The sequence below is a fragment of the Pseudomonas rossensis genome, assembly GCF_039888995.1.
GTDB lineage: Bacteria > Pseudomonadota > Gammaproteobacteria > Pseudomonadales > Pseudomonadaceae > Aquipseudomonas > Aquipseudomonas rossensis.
Genome location: NZ_JBBWCB010000001.1, coordinates 1 through 18,260 on the forward strand (window position 1 = coordinate 1; position 18,260 = coordinate 18,260).

Below are 18,260 nucleotides of genomic sequence, written 5' to 3' on the forward strand. Positions count from 1 at the left end.
CTTTTGATTTTGCCCTTAAAAACAAGATCAAAAGATCGCAGCCTGCGGCAGCTCCTACAGGGAATCGATAGGGCGATTAAACAGCCGCGTTATAGAACTGCTCGCTGCTCTTCTGCTCAACCAGCGCTTGTTCGATCGCTGCCTGGTGGACTTCGTCAGCGTGCTCTTCGCGCGCTTCCGGCAGGATGCCCAGGCGCGAAAACAGTTGCATGTCCTTGTCGGCCTGCGGGTTGGCGGTGGTCAGCAGCTTGTCGCCGTAGAAAATCGAGTTGGCACCGGCGAAGAACGCCAGGGCCTGCATCTGCTCGTTCATCGCTTCGCGGCCGGCGGACAGGCGCACGTGGGATTGCGGCATCAGGATACGGGCGACAGCGAGCATGCGGATGAAGTCGAACGGGTCGATATCGTCGGCATTTTCCAGCGGCGTTCCGGCGACTTTCACCAGCATGTTGATCGGCACCGACTCCGGGTGCTCCGGCAGGTTGGCCAGCTGGATCAGCAGATTGGCGCGATCATCAAGCGACTCGCCCATGCCGAGAATGCCGCCGGAGCAGATCTTCATCCCGGACTCACGTACGTAGGCCAGCGTTTGCAGGCGCTCGCTGTAAGTGCGGGTGGTGATGATGCTGCCGTAGAACTCAGGCGAGGTATCCAGGTTGTGGTTGTAGTAGTCGAGGCCGGCGTCAGCCAGAGCGACGGTCTGGTCCTGATCAAGGCGACCGAGGGTCATGCAGGTTTCCAGGCCCATGGCTTTCACGCCTTTGACCATTTCCAGCACGTAAGGCATGTCTTTGGCCGACGGATGTTTCCACGCCGCACCCATGCAGAAACGGGTCGAACCGATGGCCTTGGCGCGAGCGGCCTCTTCGAGGACCTTCTGCACTTCCATCAGTTTTTCTTTTTCCAGGCCGGTGTTGTAGTGACCGGACTGCGGACAATATTTGCAATCTTCCGGGCAGGCACCGGTTTTGATCGACAGCAGCGTCGACACCTGGACCCGATTGGCGTCGAAATGCGCGCGGTGCACCGTCTGCGCCTGGAACAACAGGTCGTTGAATGGCTGAACGAAGAGTGCTTTGACTTCGGCCAAAGACCAGTCATGACGCAGGGTTGCAGTGGTGCTGGCGCTCATGGGTGTTTCCTTTGTTTTATGCTTGGCAAGCGGCAGGGGAATGGAATACCCACAGACGCGACACGGATGTTCGGCATATTTAAGGAAGACTCATGCGCTGTCAACCACGATACGAAGGACCGGTTTACATCTGGTTAAAAAACGACCAATTCTGTTTGCTCTGTGCAGAACCTGCCGATGAATGCACACCCATCTGCATGGCCTGTGAAACAGAGTTGCCCTGGCTTGGCGATCAATGCCAAACCTGCGCCCTGCCGTTGCCCACTGCCGGCCTGACCTGCGGCCAATGCCTGAAACAACCGCCTGCCTTTGAACGGGTCGCTACGCCCTGGACTTACAGCTTTCCGGTGGACACGTTGATCACACGCTTCAAACACTCTGCGAAGTGGCCGTTTGGTCGCCTGCTCGCCGAACTTCTCGCTCAGTTCCTGCAACATCGCTTCGATGAAGACCTGAATCGACCCGACGCGCTCATCCCGGTTCCGCTGGCCTCCAACCGACTGCGTAAACGGGGTTTCAACCAGGCCGCGATGCTCGCCCGGTGGCTCAGCACCAGCCTCGACATTCCGTGCGATGAAACGCTGTTGCTGAGGATTCAGGACACCAACGCCCAACAGGACCTGAATGCCGAGGCCCGCAAAAAGAACCTGCGCAACGCCTTCGCTCTGGCACCCGATGCTTTCATCAACGGTCGTCACCTGGCGCTGGTGGATGACGTACTGACCACCGGCGCCACGGCCCAGGCCCTGGCTCGCATGCTGATGGACGCCGGCGCCGCGCGGGTGGACGTCTATTGCCTGGCCCGCACACCCAAACCCGGCGATGCGCCCTGACTTGACTCCCGAGCCCCAAGCCGCCAACGTCCTTCCCATCGCCACAGCCCAAAGCGTCTTGCCATGTCCTTGCCTACGTTGTTGTCCCAGCACATTGTCCGTCGTCCGCAGCGCATTGCGCTGCTGCAACACATCGCCGAACAAGGCTCGATTACCCGCGCTGCGAAAAGCGCGGGCCTGAGTTACAAAGCGGCGTGGGACGCCATCGACGAGCTGAACAACCTCGCGCAAAAACCGTTGGTGGAGCGCAGTGTCGGCGGCAAGGGCGGCGGTGGCGCCAAACTCTCCAGCGAAGGTGAGCGCGTATTGCGCCTGTATCAAAAGCTGCAAGCCTTGCAGGCTCAGGTGCTGGAAGCCGCCGAAGATGCCAGCGATCTCGACCTGCTCGGCCGACTGATGCTCAGAACCAGCGCGCGCAATCAACTGCATGGCAAGGTTGTGGCGATTGATACCCAAGGGCACAACGACCGAATTCGCCTTGAACTGGCCGAAGGCTTGAGCATCGATGCACAGATCACTCACGACAGCACCCTGCGTCTGGACCTCGAAACCGGCACCGAAGTGGTCGCACTGATCAAGGCCGGTTGGCTGGAGTTGCTGGGCATCGCTCAAGTGACAACACCCGGCAGTAATTGCCTGAAGGGCATCATCGAAGAAATTCTCGACGCCGAGGACGGCCCCAGCGAAGTGCGCATCGGCCTGCCCAATGGCCAGACACTCTGCGCGCTGGCCGAACCGCTGCACTTGAAAACCCTCGGTCTGGCCGCCGATAAACCGGTGCTGGTGCAGTTCGCGCCATCCAACGTTTTACTCGGTACACCGCTTTGAAACACAAGTGTCATTAACGCTCATTAAGGTGACTGCAAAAACCCGCAGGGAGCCTGATGTGAGCCTATTAGAAGACAACCAATCCACCGACCTCGAGAAAATGGTCGGCCTCAGCCGTCGAGGTTTCATCAGCGCCGGCGCCCTTTGCGGTGCAGCAATGTTCCTGGGCGGCAACCTGCTGAGCCGCAGCGTGCTGGCCGCCAGCGTCAGCGCCGGCTCCAGCAAACTATTGGGTTTTGACAGTATTCCCGCCGCCACCAGCGACGCCATCACCCTGCCGCCAGGTTACAAATCTTCGGTATTGATCAGTTGGGGCCAGCCCCTGCAGAAGAACGGCCCGGCATTCGACCCGAGCGGCAACGGCACGGCCGAACATCAGGAAGTCCAGTTCGGCGACAACAACGACGGCATGAGCCTGTTCGAGTTTCCCGGTGACAACAACCGGGCGCTGATGGCGATCAACAACGAGTACACCAACTATCGCTACCTCTACGCCCACGGCGGCATGCCGCAATCGGCTGCTGACGTGCGCAAGGCACTGGCCTGTGAAGGCGTGTCGGTGATCGAAGTGCAGCGCAAGAACGGCCAGTGGCATTTCGTCCAGGGCTCACGCTACAACCGGCGCATTCACGGCAACGCGCCGATCAGCCTGAGCGGCCCGGCCGCCGGCCACGCCTTGGTAAAAACCAGCGCCGACCCGCACGGCAAAAATGTCCTCGGCACCTTCCAGAACTGCGCCAACGGCAAGACGCCATGGGGCACGTATCTAACCTGCGAAGAGAACTTCACCGATTGCTTCGGCAGCAGCAATGCCGAACAAAAGTTCGACGCCGCACAGAAACGCTACGGCGCGGTGGCGGCCAGCAAAGAGATCAACTGGCACCCACACGACGAGCGTTTCGACCTGGCGAAAAACCCCAACGAACTCAACCGTCACGGCTGGGTCGTGGAGATCGACCCGTTCGATCCGCAATCGACGCCAGTCAAACGCACCGCGCTGGGCCGCTTCAAACATGAAAACGCCGCCCTGGCCGAAACCAGTGACGGTCACGCCGTGGTGTACATGGGCGACGATGAGCGCGGCGAGTTCATCTATAAATTCGTCAGCCGCGACAAGATTAACCACAAAAACCCCAAGGCCAACCGCGACCTGCTGGACCACGGCACTTTGTACGTGGCGCGCTTCGATGCGGGCGACGGCAATGCCGATCATCCTAAAGGCCAGGGCGAATGGGTCGAACTGACCCACGGTAAAAACGGCATCGACGCCAGCAGCGGTTTCGCCGATCAGGCCGAAGTGTTGATTCACGTCCGCCTCGCGGCCAGCGTGGTGAAAGCCACGCGCATGGACCGTCCGGAATGGATCGTCGTCAGCCCCAAGGATGGCCAGGTCTATTGCACGCTGACCAACAACGCCAAGCGTGGCGACGATGGCCAGCCGGTGGGCGGACCGAACCCGCGCGAGAAGAACGTCTACGGGCAGATTCTGCGCTGGCGCACTGACCGCGATGATCACGGGGCCAAAAGCTTTTCCTGGGACCTGTTTGTGGTCGCCGGCAACCCAGGGGTTCACGCCGGCACGCCGAAGGGCGGTTCATCGAACATCACACCGCAAAACATGTTCAACAGCCCGGATGGGTTGGCTTTCGATGATGCCGGACGGTTGTGGATTCAAACCGATGGCGATTCGAGCAATGCCGGTGATTTCGCGGGCATGGGCAACAATCAGATGCTCTGCGCTGATCCGGTCACCGGGGAGATACGTCGCTTCATGGTCGGGCCGGTGGGCTGCGAGGTGACGGGGATCAGTTTCTCGCCAGACCAAAAGACCTTGTTTGTCGGAATTCAGCACCCAGGGGAGAACGGTGGGTCAACGTTCCCTGAGCATCTGCCGAATGGCAAGCCGCGGTCTTCGGTGATGGCGATTTCCCGGGAAGATGGAGGGATCGTCGGCGCCTGATAGGGCCTCTTCGCGGGCAAGCCCGCTCCCACAGGGATCTCCTTTGTGTCACAAATCGTGTGCACAACACGGGCCCATGTGGGAGCGAGCTTGCTCGCGATGGCGTCGGTGTGAACAACACTTACCTCAAGCCCAACCCCTAAAGACACCCCGTCTGCGCTAACATGCTTGGCCGGACGCGGCAGCCTGCTGCGCGCAGGAGTCAGCATGGCCCACCCGTTTGCAACCCTCACCCCAGACCTCGTGCTCGATGCCGTCGAAAGCATCGGCTTTCTCAGCGACGCGCGCATTCTGGCGCTCAACAGCTACGAGAATCGTGTCTATCAGGTTGGTATCGAAGACTCCGAGCCGCTGATCGCCAAGTTCTACCGTCCGCAGCGCTGGACCAATGAAGCGATTCTCGAAGAACACCAATTCACCTTCGAACTCGCCGAGTGCGACGTGCCGGTGGTCGCACCGATGATCCACAACGGTGCCAGCCTGCACGAACACAACGGTTTCCGTTTTACCCTGTTCCCCCGCCGTGGCGGCCGTGCGCCGGAGCCCGGTAACCTCGATCAGTTGTATCGTTTGGGGCAACTGCTCGGTCGCCTGCACGCCGTCGGCACTACAAAACCGTTCGAACACCGCGAAGCGCTGGGTGTGAAGAACTTCGGTCATGACTCGCTGACGACATTGCTCGAAGGCAATTTCGTACCCAAAAGTCTGCTGCCAGCCTACGAGTCCGTGGCCCGTGACCTGCTCAAGCGTGTGGAAGAGGTCTACAACGTTACACCGCACAAGAACATCCGCATGCACGGCGACTGCCACCCCGGCAACATGATGTGCCGCGACGAGATGTTCCACATCGTCGACCTGGACGACTGCCGCATGGGCCCGGCGGTGCAGGACATCTGGATGATGCTGGCGGGTGATCGTCAGGAATGTCTCGGTCAGTTGTCGGAATTGATGGACGGCTACAGTGAGTTCCACGACTTCGATCCGCGAGAACTGGCGTTGATCGAACCGCTGCGCGCCTTGCGCCTGATGCACTACAGCGCCTGGCTCGCTCGCCGCTGGGACGACCCGGCGTTCCCGCACAGTTTTCCGTGGTTCGGCAGTGAACGGTATTGGGGCGACCAAGTGTTGGCCTTGCGCGAACAACTCGCCGCGCTCAATGAAGAACCACTGAAGCTCTTTTAATTTCAAGATCAAAAGATCGCAGCCTTCGGCAGCTCCTACACGGTGGACGCAATCACTCTGTAGGAGCTGCCGAAGGCTGCGATCTTTTGCTTTCAGAAGCGACACATCTATACAACCTCCTTACAATCCCCTCTTTGTTAGCTGCCTAAGCAAGGATTCTGCATGCAAGCCGCCAACCCGCGTCGCGGGTACATCCTGGGCCTGAGTGCCTACATCATCTGGGGACTTTTCCCGCTCTACTTCAAAGCCATTGCCAACGTGCCCGCCGTGGAGATCATCATCCACCGAGTGCTCTGGTCCGCGCTGTTCGGCGCCTTGCTGCTGATGGTGTGGAAACATCCGGGCTGGTGGCGCGAGTTGCGTGATAACCCGAAACGGCTGGCGATCCTGGCCCTGAGCGGCACGCTGATCGCGGCCAACTGGCTGACCTACGTCTGGTCGGTGAACAACGGCCGCATGCTCGAAGCCAGTCTCGGTTACTACATCAACCCGCTGGTGAACGTGCTGTTGGGCATGCTGATCCTTGGCGAACGACTGCGGCGCATGCAATGGCTGGCGGTTGGCCTGGCGGCGGTCGGTGTCGCGCAACAGGTCTGGCAAGTCGGCAGTTTGCCGTGGGTTTCCCTGGTGCTGGCGCTGACCTTCGGTTTCTACGGACTAATCCGCAAGCAGGCGCCGGTCAAGGCGTTACCTGGTCTGGTGGTGGAAACCTGGATGCTGGTGCCGATTGCCGTCGCGTGGTTGCTGTTCAACCCCACCGCGAGCAGCGCTCAAGCCGAATTCTGGACCACGTCCGAAGCCTGGTGGCTGGTGGCCGCCGGTCCGGTGACGCTGGTACCGCTGGTATGTTTCAACGCCGCTGCACGGCATTTGCCTTACACGACGCTGGGATTTCTCCAGTACTTGGCGCCGACGCTGGTATTGCTGCAAGCCGTTCTGCTGTTTGATGAACACTTGTCATCCAGCACCCTCGTGGCGTTCATCTTTATCTGGGCTGGCCTGGCGGTTTACAGCGTCGATGCGGTGATAAGTTTGCGTCGCCGCCGCTGATCAAAAAACGTACAAATCTCCACAGGCCACGTTCTATGTGGCCTGTACCGATCCTTCCCAAGGTTATCCACAGCCTGATCCCCGGCGTTTGTGCGCAACTTGTTGAAACTGCTGGTTTTTTGACCAGGTTCTGAAGAGCCCCGGCCGACGTGGCCTGGCGGGCTGTCTCTACAGGTTATCCACAGGCAGGTGCACGTATAACTTGGATAACCTTTTCAGGGTTCACTGCGCAGTACCAATTCGACCATCAAATCGTCCGCCAGGGTTTCCAGGCGCGATTGCAGCACGTCCAGGGACAGCGTCAGCGGCACAGCCAGAATTGCTTCAGCGTGAAACAAAGGCTCGCTGCTCATCGGCGCCGGACGTACTTCGGTGACCAACCTTTCCAAACTCACGCCCTGCTCACTTAGCAGACGCGTGATGTCGCGTACGATCCCCGGGCGGTCATTGCCCACCAATTCCATGGCAATCGGTTTCCAGGTGCAGGATTGCTCGATGCCGCTTTCGGCAATCAGCACGCGAATGCCATGGGCGGACAACGCCTGTAGGGCATCCACCAATTCATCGTAGGCCTCGGCCGGCACGCCCACCCGAAGAATCCCGGCGAACTGCCCGGCCATGCGCGACATGCGGCTCTCCAGCCAGTTGCCGCCGTGCTCGGCGATGCATTGGGCAATGCGTTCGACCTGCCCTGGCTTGTCCGGAGCGAATACAGTGAGTACCAGATGGTCCATGGCGCATCCCTCTTGTCATGACTTTTGTTATAGAAAAGCAAGTATAGGCAAGGGGCGGGAATCGGCTCGGCGTCTCAGAAAACCAACGCCCCATAGCAGGGCAATGAAGATTATGTGTACAAGTTTTTATATTTAACTGGAACAATCCAGCAGTTTTTTGAGAACATCCCGCTCCCCGACATGACTGCAATGCGTCATGGGGTCGCAGTACGACGTAATTGGTCTAATTTTCACAACCGCATTTCATCATGTAGTATGCCGCAGCGCGCACTACATAACGTTGGATCGATGTCTGCCACAGGCGCAGTCGCAGCCCTGAAAGCCCTATCAGCAAGGCCTCAAAGCCGTTGATCGGTTCCATCCCAGCCGCCCGAAATGGCATGTACTGGTGGAAGGGGTTTGTGGTTTAAATAGCCAGAGGCTTCATTGTTAAATTGAAGAGCTGAAAAGCGAAATAGCTGAGCAGAGTGAGGCAAGCAATGACTGAACACGTTCAAGTCGGGGGCCTGCAGGTCGCCAAAGTCCTGTTCGACTTCGTGAACAACGAAGCCATTCCCGGTACCGGCCTCACCGCCGATAAGTTCTGGGCCGGTGCCGACAAGGTTATTCATGACCTGGCGCCGAAGAACAAAGCCCTACTCGCCAAACGCGGTGATATCCAGGCTCGTATCGATAGCTGGCACCAATCCCGTGCCGGTCAACCACACGACGCCGTGGCCTATAAAGCCTTCTTGCAAGACATCGGTTATCTGCTGCCAGAAGCGGCTGATTTCCAGGCAACGACGCAAAACGTCGATGACGAAATCGCCCGCATGGCCGGTCCACAGCTCGTGGTTCCGGTGATGAACGCCCGTTTCGCGCTCAATGCCTCGAACGCCCGTTGGGGTTCGCTGTATGACGCGCTCTACGGCACCGATGCCATCAGCGAAGCTGACGGCGCGGAAAAAGGCAAAGGCTACAACAAGGTTCGCGGCGACAAGGTCATCGCCTTCGCCCGTGCCTTCCTCGACGACGCGGCGCCATTGGCTGCCGGCACTCACGTCGATTCCACCGGCTACAAGATCGTTGACGGCAAACTGGTGGTCGCCCTTAAAGGCGGCAGCAACTCCGTTTTGAAGAGCTCGGGCCTGCGCAACGATGCACAGCTGATTGGTTTCCACGGCGATGCAGCCGCACCGACCGCGATCCTGCTGAAAAACAACGGCCTGCACTTCGAAATCCAGGTCGACGCCAGCACCCCGGTCGGCCAGACCGATGCTGCCGGCCTCAAAGACATCCTGATGGAAGCCGCGCTGACCACCATCATGGACTGCGAAGATTCCGTCGCCGCCGTCGATGCCGATGACAAAGTGGTGATCTACCGCAACTGGCTCGGTCTGATGAAGGGTGATCTGTCGGAAGAAGTCTCCAAGGGCGGTCAGACCTTTACCCGCACCATGAATGCCGACCGCACTTATACCGGTATCGATGGTAAAGAACTGAGCCTGCATGGTCGTTCGCTGTTGTTCGTGCGCAACGTCGGTCACCTGATGACCATCGACGCGATCCTCGATAAAGACGGCAACGAAGTGCCGGAAGGCATCCTCGACGGTCTGGTCACCAGCCTCGCAGCAATCCACAGCCTCAACGGCAACAACTCGCGCAAGAACAGCCGCACTGGCTCGGTCTACATCGTGAAGCCGAAGATGCATGGCCCGGAAGAAGCGGCGTTCACCAACGAGCTGTTCGGTCGCATCGAAGAAGTACTCGGTCTGCCGCGCAACACGCTGAAAGTCGGGATCATGGACGAGGAACGCCGTACCACGGTCAACCTCAAGGCCTGCATCAAGGCGGCCAGCGAGCGTGTAGTGTTCATCAACACCGGTTTCCTCGACCGTACCGGCGATGAAATCCACACTTCCATGGAAGCCGGCCCGATGGTTCGCAAGGCGGACATGAAGGCTGAGAAGTGGATCGGCGCCTACGAGAACTGGAACGTCGATATCGGCTTGACTACCGGCCTGCAAGGTCGCGCGCAGATCGGTAAAGGCATGTGGGCCATGCCGGACCTGATGGCAGCGATGCTCGAACAGAAAATCGCTCACCCGATGGCCGGCGCCAACACCGCCTGGGTTCCATCGCCGACCGCTGCTGCGCTGCATGCCCTGCATTACCACAAGGTCGATGTGTTCGCCCGTCAGGCCGAACTGGTCAAACGTGCACGCGCTTCGGTGGATGACATCCTGACCATCCCGTTGGCCGTCAATCCAGACTGGACCGCAGAACAAATCAAGAACGAACTGGACAACAACGCCCAGGGCATTCTTGGTTATGTGGTGCGCTGGATCGACCAGGGCGTGGGCTGCTCGAAAGTGCCGGACATCAACGACGTCGGCCTGATGGAAGACCGTGCGACGCTGCGGATTTCCAGCCAGCACATCGCCAACTGGCTGCGTCACGGCATCGTCACCGAAGATCAGGTCATGGAAAGCCTCAAGCGCATGGCGCCGGTGGTTGACCGTCAGAACGCCAATGACCCGCTGTATCGCCCGCTGTCACCGAACTTCGACAGCAACATCGCCTTCCAGGCGGCGGTCGAACTGGTGGTCGAAGGCACGAAGCAGCCGAACGGCTACACCGAGCCGGTTCTGCACCGCCGCCGCCGCGAGTTCAAGGCTGCCAATGGCCTGTAACTAAGCGCTGACGTCGGACAAAAAAAGGCCCTGATCGAAAGATCAGGGCCTTTCTGTTTAAAGCAAAGTCAAAAGATCGCAGCCTTCGGCAGCTCCTACAGATGTACGCAATCCCATGTAGGAGCTGCCGAAGGCTGCGATCTTTTGATCCTTTAACAATTTACACATCCATTCCCAACTCATGCTTGACCAGCGCCAACAACTTGCCGGTATCGACAGGCTTGAGCAGGAAGTCGACCACGCTCAAGTGCATCGCAGCGATCGCATCTTTTACGTCAGCGTCACCGGAAACGATGATGATCGGCATTGCCGCCCGAACCGATTCACGAACCTGACGAATCAGGTCCAGACCATCGACATTTCCCATCCGCAGATCGGTAATCACCAGGCCAATCGATGGCATCGTCTCCAACATCTTGAGTGCAGTTTCGCCACTGGCCGCAGTCATGCAGCGCACCCCGTCCAGCGCCAGAATCTCCGACAGCAGCTCACGCGCGTCTTTATCGTCGTCGACGATCAGCACCCGCTGCGGCGGCAGGTCAGGTTCCTGCATGACGGCACTCAGCGCCTCGCGCTCGGCGTCACTCAAAATATCGTGGTCGGACATGGCTTACTCTACGTTTTCATTTCAATTCCCTAGCTCATCCGTCAGACATCGCTAAGCAGACCTTCAATGTGCACTTCGTCGGAAATTTTTCCTATAGCCAATGCAGGAGGTTTTTCCCACAGTTGCGTCAGACATATCCCAAATGCCGACAGCTTCACTGCCTACCTAGACTTACGTCCAATGGGCACCCTGCACGCAGGGGCCGACCATGAGTAGTCATCCGACAACAACAATTCAAAAAAGACTGCGGTAATAGTTATGAGTAAAGCGGACGCCTTCACACAGGCAGGGAAAACCGCGGTGTTGCAGAACATCCAGGGCACTTCGCAATTCCTTCAGCGCTTCCCGCCCTTCAATCAAATGGAACACGCCCACCTGGCGTACCTGGTCGAGCAATGTCAGCTGCGTTTTTATGCCCCCGGCGAGAGCATCATCAAGCCCGCCGACGGCCCGGTTGAACATTTCTACATCGTCAAGCAAGGCCGGGTCGTGGGTGAGCGTCCCCACACGGCCAAGGGCGGGACCGAAACCACTTTCGAAATCACCACCGGCGAGTGCTTCCCCCTCGCCGCGCTGCTGGGGGAGCGTGCAACCCGCACCGAACACCTCGCGGCCGAAGACACCTTTTGCCTACAGCTGAACAAGCTGGCGTTCATCAAACTGTTCGCGCTTTCCAACGCGTTTCGCGACTTTTCCCTACGCGGCGTGAGCAGCCTGCTGGATCAGGTTAACCAGCAAGTCCAGCAAAAAGCCGTGGAAACCCTCGGCACCCAGTACTCACTCAATACCCGACTGGGCGAATTGGCCATGCGCCACCCGGTGATCTGTAGCCCGGCCACGCCGCTGCGTGAAGCCGTGACCCTGATGCACGAGCAGCAGGTCGGCAGCATTGTGGTGGTTGACGAACATCAAGCGCCGCTGGGGATTTTCACCCTGCGCGACCTGCGCCATGTGGTGGCCGACGGCACTAACGACTTCAACGAAGCCATCGAACGGCACATGACCCAGGCGCCGTTTTTCCTGTCGCCGGACCACAGCGCCTTCGATGCGGCGATTGCCATGACCGAGCGGCACATCGCCCACGTCTGCCTGGTGAAGGATCATCGCCTGTGCGGCGTGGTCTCGGAACGTGACCTGTTTTCCCTGCAACGGGTCGACCTGGTGCATCTGGCGCGGACCATCCGCAGCGCCCAGCGCGTAGAAAACCTGGTGGCGCTGCGCGGCGAAATCGGTCAACTGGTGGAGCGCATGCTGGCCCATGGCGCGTCATCGACCCAGATCACCCACATCATCACCCTGCTCAACGACCACACGGTGTGCCGGGTGATCGAGCTGACACTCGCCGAGAAAGGCGACCCAGGTGTGCCGTTCAGTTGGCTGTGCTTCGGTAGCGAAGGTCGCCGCGAACAGACACTGCACACCGATCAGGACAACGGCATTCTGTTCGAAGCCCGGGACGCGGCCCATGCCGCCGAAATTCGCGGCAAATTGCTGCCCATTGCCCAGCAGATCAACCAGAGCCTGGCGCTCTGCGGCTTCACCCTGTGCAAGGGCAACATCATGGCCGGCAACCCCGAACTGTGTTTGTCTCGGGCCGAATGGGCGCGGCGTTTTGCGGCGTTTATCCGCGAGGCCACGCCGGAGAACCTGTTGGGTTCGAGTATTTATTTCGACTTGCGGGTGGTCTGGGGTGACGAGCAAGGCTGCGAGCAACTGCGCCGGAGCATTCTCGATCAGGTGAATGACAACCGACTGTTCCAACGGATGATGGCCGAGAACGCCCTGCGCAACCGTCCGCCCGTGGGGCGTTTCCGTGAGTTCGTACTGGCGCGCAAGAATGGCGAGAAAGCCACCCTGGATTTGAAGGTCCAGGGGCTGACGCCGTTTGTCGACGGTGCCCGACTGCTCGCGTTGGCCCATGGGGTCGAGGCGAACAACACGCTGGAGCGCTTTCGCCAACTGGTGGACAAAGAAGTCATCGAACGGCTGGATGGTGCCGCGTACGAAGAGGCCTATCACTTCATCCAGCAAGCCCGCATGCAGCAACATCAGCTACAGACCCGGGAGAACTTGCCCTACTCCAATCGGGTCGATCCAGACAGCCTCAATCATCTGGATCGACGGATCCTGCGTGAATCCCTGCGCCAGGCACAACGCCTGCAAAGCAGCCTGGCCCTGCGGTATCAGCTATGAGCCTGTTTTCATGGCTGCGCCCGGCAGGTCCGAGCCTTCCCGGCGAACTCCAACAACGTCTGCAACGCTTGCCCTCGGCGGCAGAGCTGGGCGAATGCAGCCTGCGCGAACAGCGCTGGGTGGTGCTCGACCTGGAAACCACCGGATTGAACCTGAACAGGGATCGGGTGTTGTCCATCGGCGCGGTAGTGATCGAGGACGGGGCGATTGATTTCAGCCAGCAGTTCGAACGCACGTTGCAATGCGCCGACATGAAGTTGGCTCCCAGCGTGCTGATCCATGGCCTGGGGCCGAGTGCGATTGCCGCGGGCAGTGATCCGGCTCAGGCCCTGGTCGAATTCATGGAGTTTGTTGGCGACAGCCCGGTGCTGGCGTTTCACGCGCCGTTCGATCAGCACATGCTCGGGCGCGCCTTGAAAGATCATCTGGGCTACAAGTTGCAGCATCCATTTCTGGATGTGGCTGATATCGCACCGCTGCTTTGCCCTCAGGCGCACATTCGCGATGCCGGTCTGGATGAGTGGATCGACTGGTTCAAACTGGAAGTGTTCGAGCGCCACAATGCCAGTGCCGATGCGTTGGCCACCGCTGAGCTGGCGTTGATTCTGTTCAGCCGGGCGCGGCAGCTGCAGATTCATAGCCCGTTGAATCTGCAGCAGCGGTTGAGTCAGTGGAAGCGGCGGCAGCACGCGCCTTCCTTCTGACATCCACCGCAATTCTTTGTAGGAGCTGCCGAAGGCTGCGATCTTTTGATCTTAAAATCCAAAGTCAAAGTCAAAGTCAAAAGATCGCAGCCTTCGGCAGCTCCTGCAGGGTTTTGCGCCAACACACCGACGTTGGCGGCCACCCGACCAGCGCCAATTGCTTACCTCCCCCGCCTCTGCCACAATCGCGAACAATTCTCGTTAGTTAACACTTCCCAATCGGTGATGCTGCGTGTCGTCAGTCCAAAGCCCTCAAAGTGAGCTCGTTGGTGCGTTGTATCGCGACCATCGCGGTTGGCTATTGGCCTGGCTGCGAAGCAATGTGGCCTGTCCGCAACGGGCCGAAGACCTGAGTCAGGACACGTTCGTGCGCTTGCTGGGGCGTGAAGAGCTGAAGGAACCGCGCGAGCCACGCGCGTTTCTGGTGGCGATTGCCAAGGGTCTGCTGTTCGACTATTTCCGCCGCGCTGCGCTGGAACAGGCCTACCTCACCGAACTGATGCTGATCCCCGCAGGTGAACAACCGTCGGTGGAGGAACAGCAACTGATTCTCGAAGACCTCAAAGCCATCGACCACCTGCTCGGCAAGCTCTCAAGCAAAGCCCGGGCGGCGTTTCTCTATAACCGTCTCGACGGCCTCGGCCACGCCGAAATCGCCGAGCGTCTGGGTGTGTCAGTACCGCGGGTGCGTCAGTACCTGGCCCAAGGCATTCGTCAGTGCTACATCGCGTTGTACGGGGAGCCGGTATGAGTCCAGTCAGCTCCAAACCCGTCTCGGCGCAGGTGCTGGATGCCGCGATTGCCTGGCAGTTGTCCCTGGACTCCGGCAACCCGGTGGAACGCGAGGAGTTCGCCAAATGGCACGCCGCCCACGAAGAACATGCGCGGGCCTGGCGGCAACTGGGCATGCTCGACCAGCGCTTCAGCGTTGCCAGCGGCCCGGCCCGCACCGCGTTACTGCAATCGCGCGAAAGCATCCGCCGTCGAGTGCGCAAACTCGGCAGCGGCGTGGCCAGCATCGTCGCGGTGATCGGGTTGGCGTTGTTCGCCGGTGATCGTTATCTGCCGATCGACTATTGGCTGGCCGACCAGCGCACCGCCACCGGTGAGCAACGCACCCTGCGCCTGACCGACGGCACGCTGCTCAACCTCAACACCCACAGTGCCGTGGATGTGCGTTTCGATGAAAAACAACGGCTGATCATCCTCCTGGAAGGGGAAATCCTCGTCGAAACCGGCCATGGCGACGCTCGGCCGTTTATCGTCGAAACCCGCGAAGGCAGCATGCGTGCACTGGGGACAAGGTTCCTGGTCAAGCGTGAAGAAGAAGGTACGCGCCTGAGCGTGCTGAAATCGGCGGTGGCCGCCCATCCCGAGTCGAGTCCTGAAGAGCAGATTCTGCGTGAAGGCCAACAAGTCCTGATGCGCAGCAATGGCCTCGGGCCGATCGTCGCGCTCAACCTCGGCGCCGATGCCTGGACCCGCGGCATGCTGGTGGTGGACAACACACGGCTGGAAGACCTGATCCATGAACTCGGTCGTTATCGACGCGGACATCTTGGCGTTGCTCCAGAAATCGCCGACCTGCGCATCACCGGCAGCTTCCCGCTACACGACACCGATCTGGCCCTGAGCGCCCTGCTGCCGACCCTGCCGGTGCAGATCGAACAGCACACGCCGTGGTGGGTGACGGTCGCGAAGGCTGAAGCCAAACCCGTAGGAGCTGTCGAGTGAAACGAGGCTGCGATCTTTTGATCTGCTCCTAAAAAAACAAAGTCAAAAGATCGCAGCCTCGTTTCACTCGACAGCTCCTACACGGCTCCTACAAAGGCGGGTAATCACTGAATCGAAATTATTTTCAATCAGCCCTATCACTTTTGAATTCTCGTCCGGCACCTAGGCAATTGAGAAATATTTCCATTCAGGAGCCGCTGTATGTCCCGTTCGCTCGACACCTTGTTGCGTCCCAGTTTGCTGGCGATTGCCATTGCCCTTTGCGCCCCTCTGGCCAGCAGTCAGCTGATGGCCGCTGAACAGGCGTCCAGCGTTCGCGCCTACAACCTGCCGGCCTTGCCATTGGCCAGCACCCTGAACCAGATCGCCAGCCAGGCCGGCCTGGCGCTGTCGTTGAATCCTTCACTGGCGGCAGGCAAGACCTCGGCGCCGGTCAAAGGTCAGTTCGACGCTGCCGGCGCCCTGCGCGAAGCTTTGCGCGGCACCGGTCTGCAACTGGAACAGAGCAGCGCTGGCACCTACAGCCTGGTGGCCGTGCCCCAAGGTGTGATGGCCCTGCCGGAAACCGCCGTCATTGGCGTGGAAAACACTGAAAGTGCCTGGGGCCCGGTCGACGGCTACGTCGCTACGCGCACCGCGGCGGGCACCAAGACCGACACGCCGATCGTCGAAGCGCCACGCTCGATGTCGGTGATCACCCGTGCCCAGATGGAAGATCGCGGCGTACAGAACCTCGATGATGCCGTGCGTTACATGCCCGGCGTGATCGCCAGCAGTTACGGCAGTGACTCCCGCGCCGACTGGCTGCGCGTGCGCGGCTTCGAGCCGACTCAGTTCCTCGACGGCCTACCGCTTCCCAAAGGCTCTTACGCCAACCCAAAGGCTGAAACCTGGGACCTGGAGCGCATCACCCTTCTGCGCGGCCCGGCCTCCTCGGTGTACGGTCAGACCCCGCCGGGCGGCATGCTCGACATGGTCAGTCGTCGCCCCGAAGCCCTTGCCAGCCACGAAGTGCGCGCCGAAGTCGGTAGCAACAATCGTAAACAGATCAGCTTCGACAGCACCGGCAAAGTCGGTGAAGCAGGCCAGGTCCTGTACCGCGTCGATGGCGTGGTTCGTGACAGCGGCATGCCGATCGACCACAGCGACGACAAGCGTTACAACATCGCGCCGAGCCTGACTTGGAACATGGATGATGACACCCACCTGACCTTCCTCTCGCAGTTCACTCGCGACGATACCGGAGTCAGTGGCCAATTCCTGCCGCTGCAAGGCACCAAACTGGCCTCGCCGGCAGGCACGAAGATTTCCCACCACAAGAACCTCGGCGATCCGGATTCCGACCACTACGACCGCACTTACTACGCGCTGGGTTACGCCTTCGACCACCGCCTGAACGATGTCTGGCAGTTCAAGCAAAACCTGCGTTACACCAAAAGCGATCTGTCGTTCCAGCAGGCCTATGCCTCCTTCGGTGACGTCGTCGCGCCGGACGGCACCCTCAAGCGCCTGGTTGACCAGGTGGACGAGGACATCAGTCAGTTCGCCGTGGACAACAACTTCCAGGCCGATTTCCAGACCGGTGCGCTGAGCCACACCGTGCTGCTGGGCCTGGATCACCAACGCACCAACACCAACTACAAATGGCTGGAAGGCAACGCGCCGGACAGCAACGTGATCCATCCGATCCGTGGCGCAGATTTCTCCAACGTCGCGTACAACACGTTTTACGATTACAACCAGAAGACCAACCAGACCGGCCTCTACGCTCAGGACCAGATCTCCCTGGACAAATGGCGTCTGACGTTGGGTGGTCGTGAAGACTGGATTCACAGCTCGACGCTATTTCACAACCAGGGTGATGCGACCAACACCCAACGCGACAAGGCCTTCAGCGGCAACGCTGGTCTGAGTTACGTGTTCGATTCCGGTATCACGCCGTACATTTCCTACACAGAGTCCTTCCAGCCTTCCATGGGCGCCGACGCCAGCTCCACCCAGTCGTTCAAACCGACCGAAGGCAAGCAGACCGAAGTCGGCGTGAAGTACCAACCGCCGGGCACCCGCACCTTGCTGACCGCCGCTGCGTTCGACCTGCGCCAGCAAAACGTTTCGGTTTCGCAGAACAACGTCACCAGCCAGATCGGCGAACTGAAAGTGCGCGGGATCGAGCTGGAAGCCATTTCCGACGTCACCGACAACCTGAAGCTGGTCGGCTCCTACACCTACACCGACACCGAAATCCTCAAGGGGGACGACAAGGGCAACCGGATGAAACTGGTCCCTCGCAACCAGGCTTCGCTGTGGTCCGACTACACTTGGCACGCCGGTGTGCTTGACGGTTTTGGCGTGGGCGCGGGCGTGCGTTACGTCGGCGATACTTACGGCAACACCGCCAACACCGACAACGGCCATGTGGGTTCGTACACCGTGTACGACGCCGCCGTGCATTACGACCTCAGCCGCATTAATCCGGTATTGACGGGTGTTTCGGTCGATGTAACGGCGAAGAACCTGTTCAACAAGGACTACTTGTCGACCTGCGATGGCACCTGGTGCTACTACGGCGACGAACGCAACGTCGTGGCTGCGGTGAACTACAAGTGGTAAACCGCTGAGCGGATTGCAGCT

The 18,260-nt window shown here is 59.6% G+C and carries 14 protein-coding genes; 11 read left to right on the top strand and 3 right to left on the bottom strand.

The genetic code is table 11. From position 1 onward, the window contains the following. Window positions 1-76: 76 nt before the first annotated feature. On the bottom strand, window positions 77-1,132 hold the full coding sequence (bioB, locus tag WLY71_RS00005; RefSeq protein ID WP_059407420.1) for a biotin synthase BioB: 1,056 nt from the start codon (window positions 1,130-1,132) through the stop codon (window positions 77-79). 92 nt (window positions 1,133-1,224) lie between these two features. Here bioB and WLY71_RS00010 point away from each other — a divergent pair, with 92 nt between their 5' ends. From WLY71_RS00010 to rarD, 5 genes are all read left to right on the top strand, one after another. After that, on the top strand, window positions 1,225-1,965 hold the full coding sequence (locus WLY71_RS00010; RefSeq protein ID WP_347802008.1) for a ComF family protein: 741 nt from the start codon (window positions 1,225-1,227) through the stop codon (window positions 1,963-1,965). 63 nt (window positions 1,966-2,028) lie between these two features. Continuing rightward, complete coding sequence (locus WLY71_RS00015) at window positions 2,029-2,793, top strand: TOBE domain-containing protein (protein ID WP_347802009.1); 765 nt, start codon at window positions 2,029-2,031, stop codon at window positions 2,791-2,793. Window positions 2,794-2,851: 58 nt separating this feature from the next. Next, window positions 2,852-4,753: a PhoX family protein gene (locus WLY71_RS00020; RefSeq protein WP_347802010.1), complete on the top strand. Its 1,902-nt coding sequence runs from the start codon at window positions 2,852-2,854 to the stop codon at window positions 4,751-4,753. A gap of 207 nt (window positions 4,754-4,960) precedes the next feature. Continuing rightward, a complete protein-coding gene (locus WLY71_RS00025) occupies window positions 4,961-5,935 on the top strand; it encodes a serine/threonine protein kinase (protein ID WP_033056251.1) in 975 nt (324 codons plus the stop codon). 162 nt (window positions 5,936-6,097) lie between these two features. Further along, on the top strand, window positions 6,098-6,985 hold the full coding sequence (rarD, locus tag WLY71_RS00030; protein ID WP_283189275.1) for an EamA family transporter RarD: 888 nt from the start codon (window positions 6,098-6,100) through the stop codon (window positions 6,983-6,985). A gap of 215 nt (window positions 6,986-7,200) precedes the next feature. On the opposite strand, the gene WLY71_RS00035 is transcribed toward rarD, so the two are convergent. Then, window positions 7,201-7,719 (bottom strand): glycine cleavage system transcriptional repressor, encoded by a 519-nt coding sequence (locus tag WLY71_RS00035; RefSeq protein ID WP_347802011.1) that lies wholly within the window; start codon window positions 7,717-7,719, stop codon window positions 7,201-7,203. Window positions 7,720-8,198: 479 nt separating this feature from the next. Here WLY71_RS00035 and WLY71_RS00040 point away from each other — a divergent pair, with 479 nt between their 5' ends. Beyond that, a complete protein-coding gene (locus WLY71_RS00040) occupies window positions 8,199-10,391 on the top strand; it encodes a malate synthase G (RefSeq protein ID WP_347802012.1) in 2,193 nt (730 codons plus the stop codon). Between the two features lie 160 nt (window positions 10,392-10,551). Here WLY71_RS00040 and WLY71_RS00045 read toward each other — a convergent pair whose 3' ends face one another. Next, on the bottom strand, window positions 10,552-10,998 hold the full coding sequence (locus WLY71_RS00045; protein ID WP_134420510.1) for a response regulator: 447 nt from the start codon (window positions 10,996-10,998) through the stop codon (window positions 10,552-10,554). Window positions 10,999-11,256: 258 nt separating this feature from the next. On the opposite strand from WLY71_RS00045, the gene WLY71_RS00050 reads away from it, so the two are divergent. The 5 genes from WLY71_RS00050 to WLY71_RS00070 all read left to right on the top strand — a co-directional run bounded on the left by WLY71_RS00050 (window position 11,257) and on the right by WLY71_RS00070 (window position 18,239). After that, a complete protein-coding gene (locus WLY71_RS00050; protein WP_347802013.1) occupies window positions 11,257-13,191 on the top strand; it encodes a putative nucleotidyltransferase substrate binding domain-containing protein in 1,935 nt (644 codons plus the stop codon). Then, complete coding sequence (locus WLY71_RS00055; protein ID WP_347802014.1) at window positions 13,188-13,895, top strand: 3'-5' exonuclease; 708 nt, start codon at window positions 13,188-13,190, stop codon at window positions 13,893-13,895. Before WLY71_RS00050 ends, WLY71_RS00055 begins: the two co-directional genes overlap by 4 nt. Window positions 13,896-14,127: 232 nt before the next feature. Beyond that, window positions 14,128-14,646: an RNA polymerase sigma factor gene (locus tag WLY71_RS00060; RefSeq protein ID WP_347802015.1), complete on the top strand. Its 519-nt coding sequence runs from the start codon at window positions 14,128-14,130 to the stop codon at window positions 14,644-14,646. Continuing rightward, window positions 14,643-15,629, top strand: a complete 987-nt coding sequence (locus WLY71_RS00065) for a FecR domain-containing protein (protein ID WP_347802016.1) — start codon at window positions 14,643-14,645, stop codon at window positions 15,627-15,629. Before WLY71_RS00060 ends, WLY71_RS00065 begins: the two co-directional genes overlap by 4 nt. A gap of 201 nt (window positions 15,630-15,830) precedes the next feature. Beyond that, a complete protein-coding gene (locus WLY71_RS00070; RefSeq protein WP_347802017.1) occupies window positions 15,831-18,239 on the top strand; it encodes a TonB-dependent siderophore receptor in 2,409 nt (802 codons plus the stop codon). Window positions 18,240-18,260: the final 21 nt, after the last annotated feature.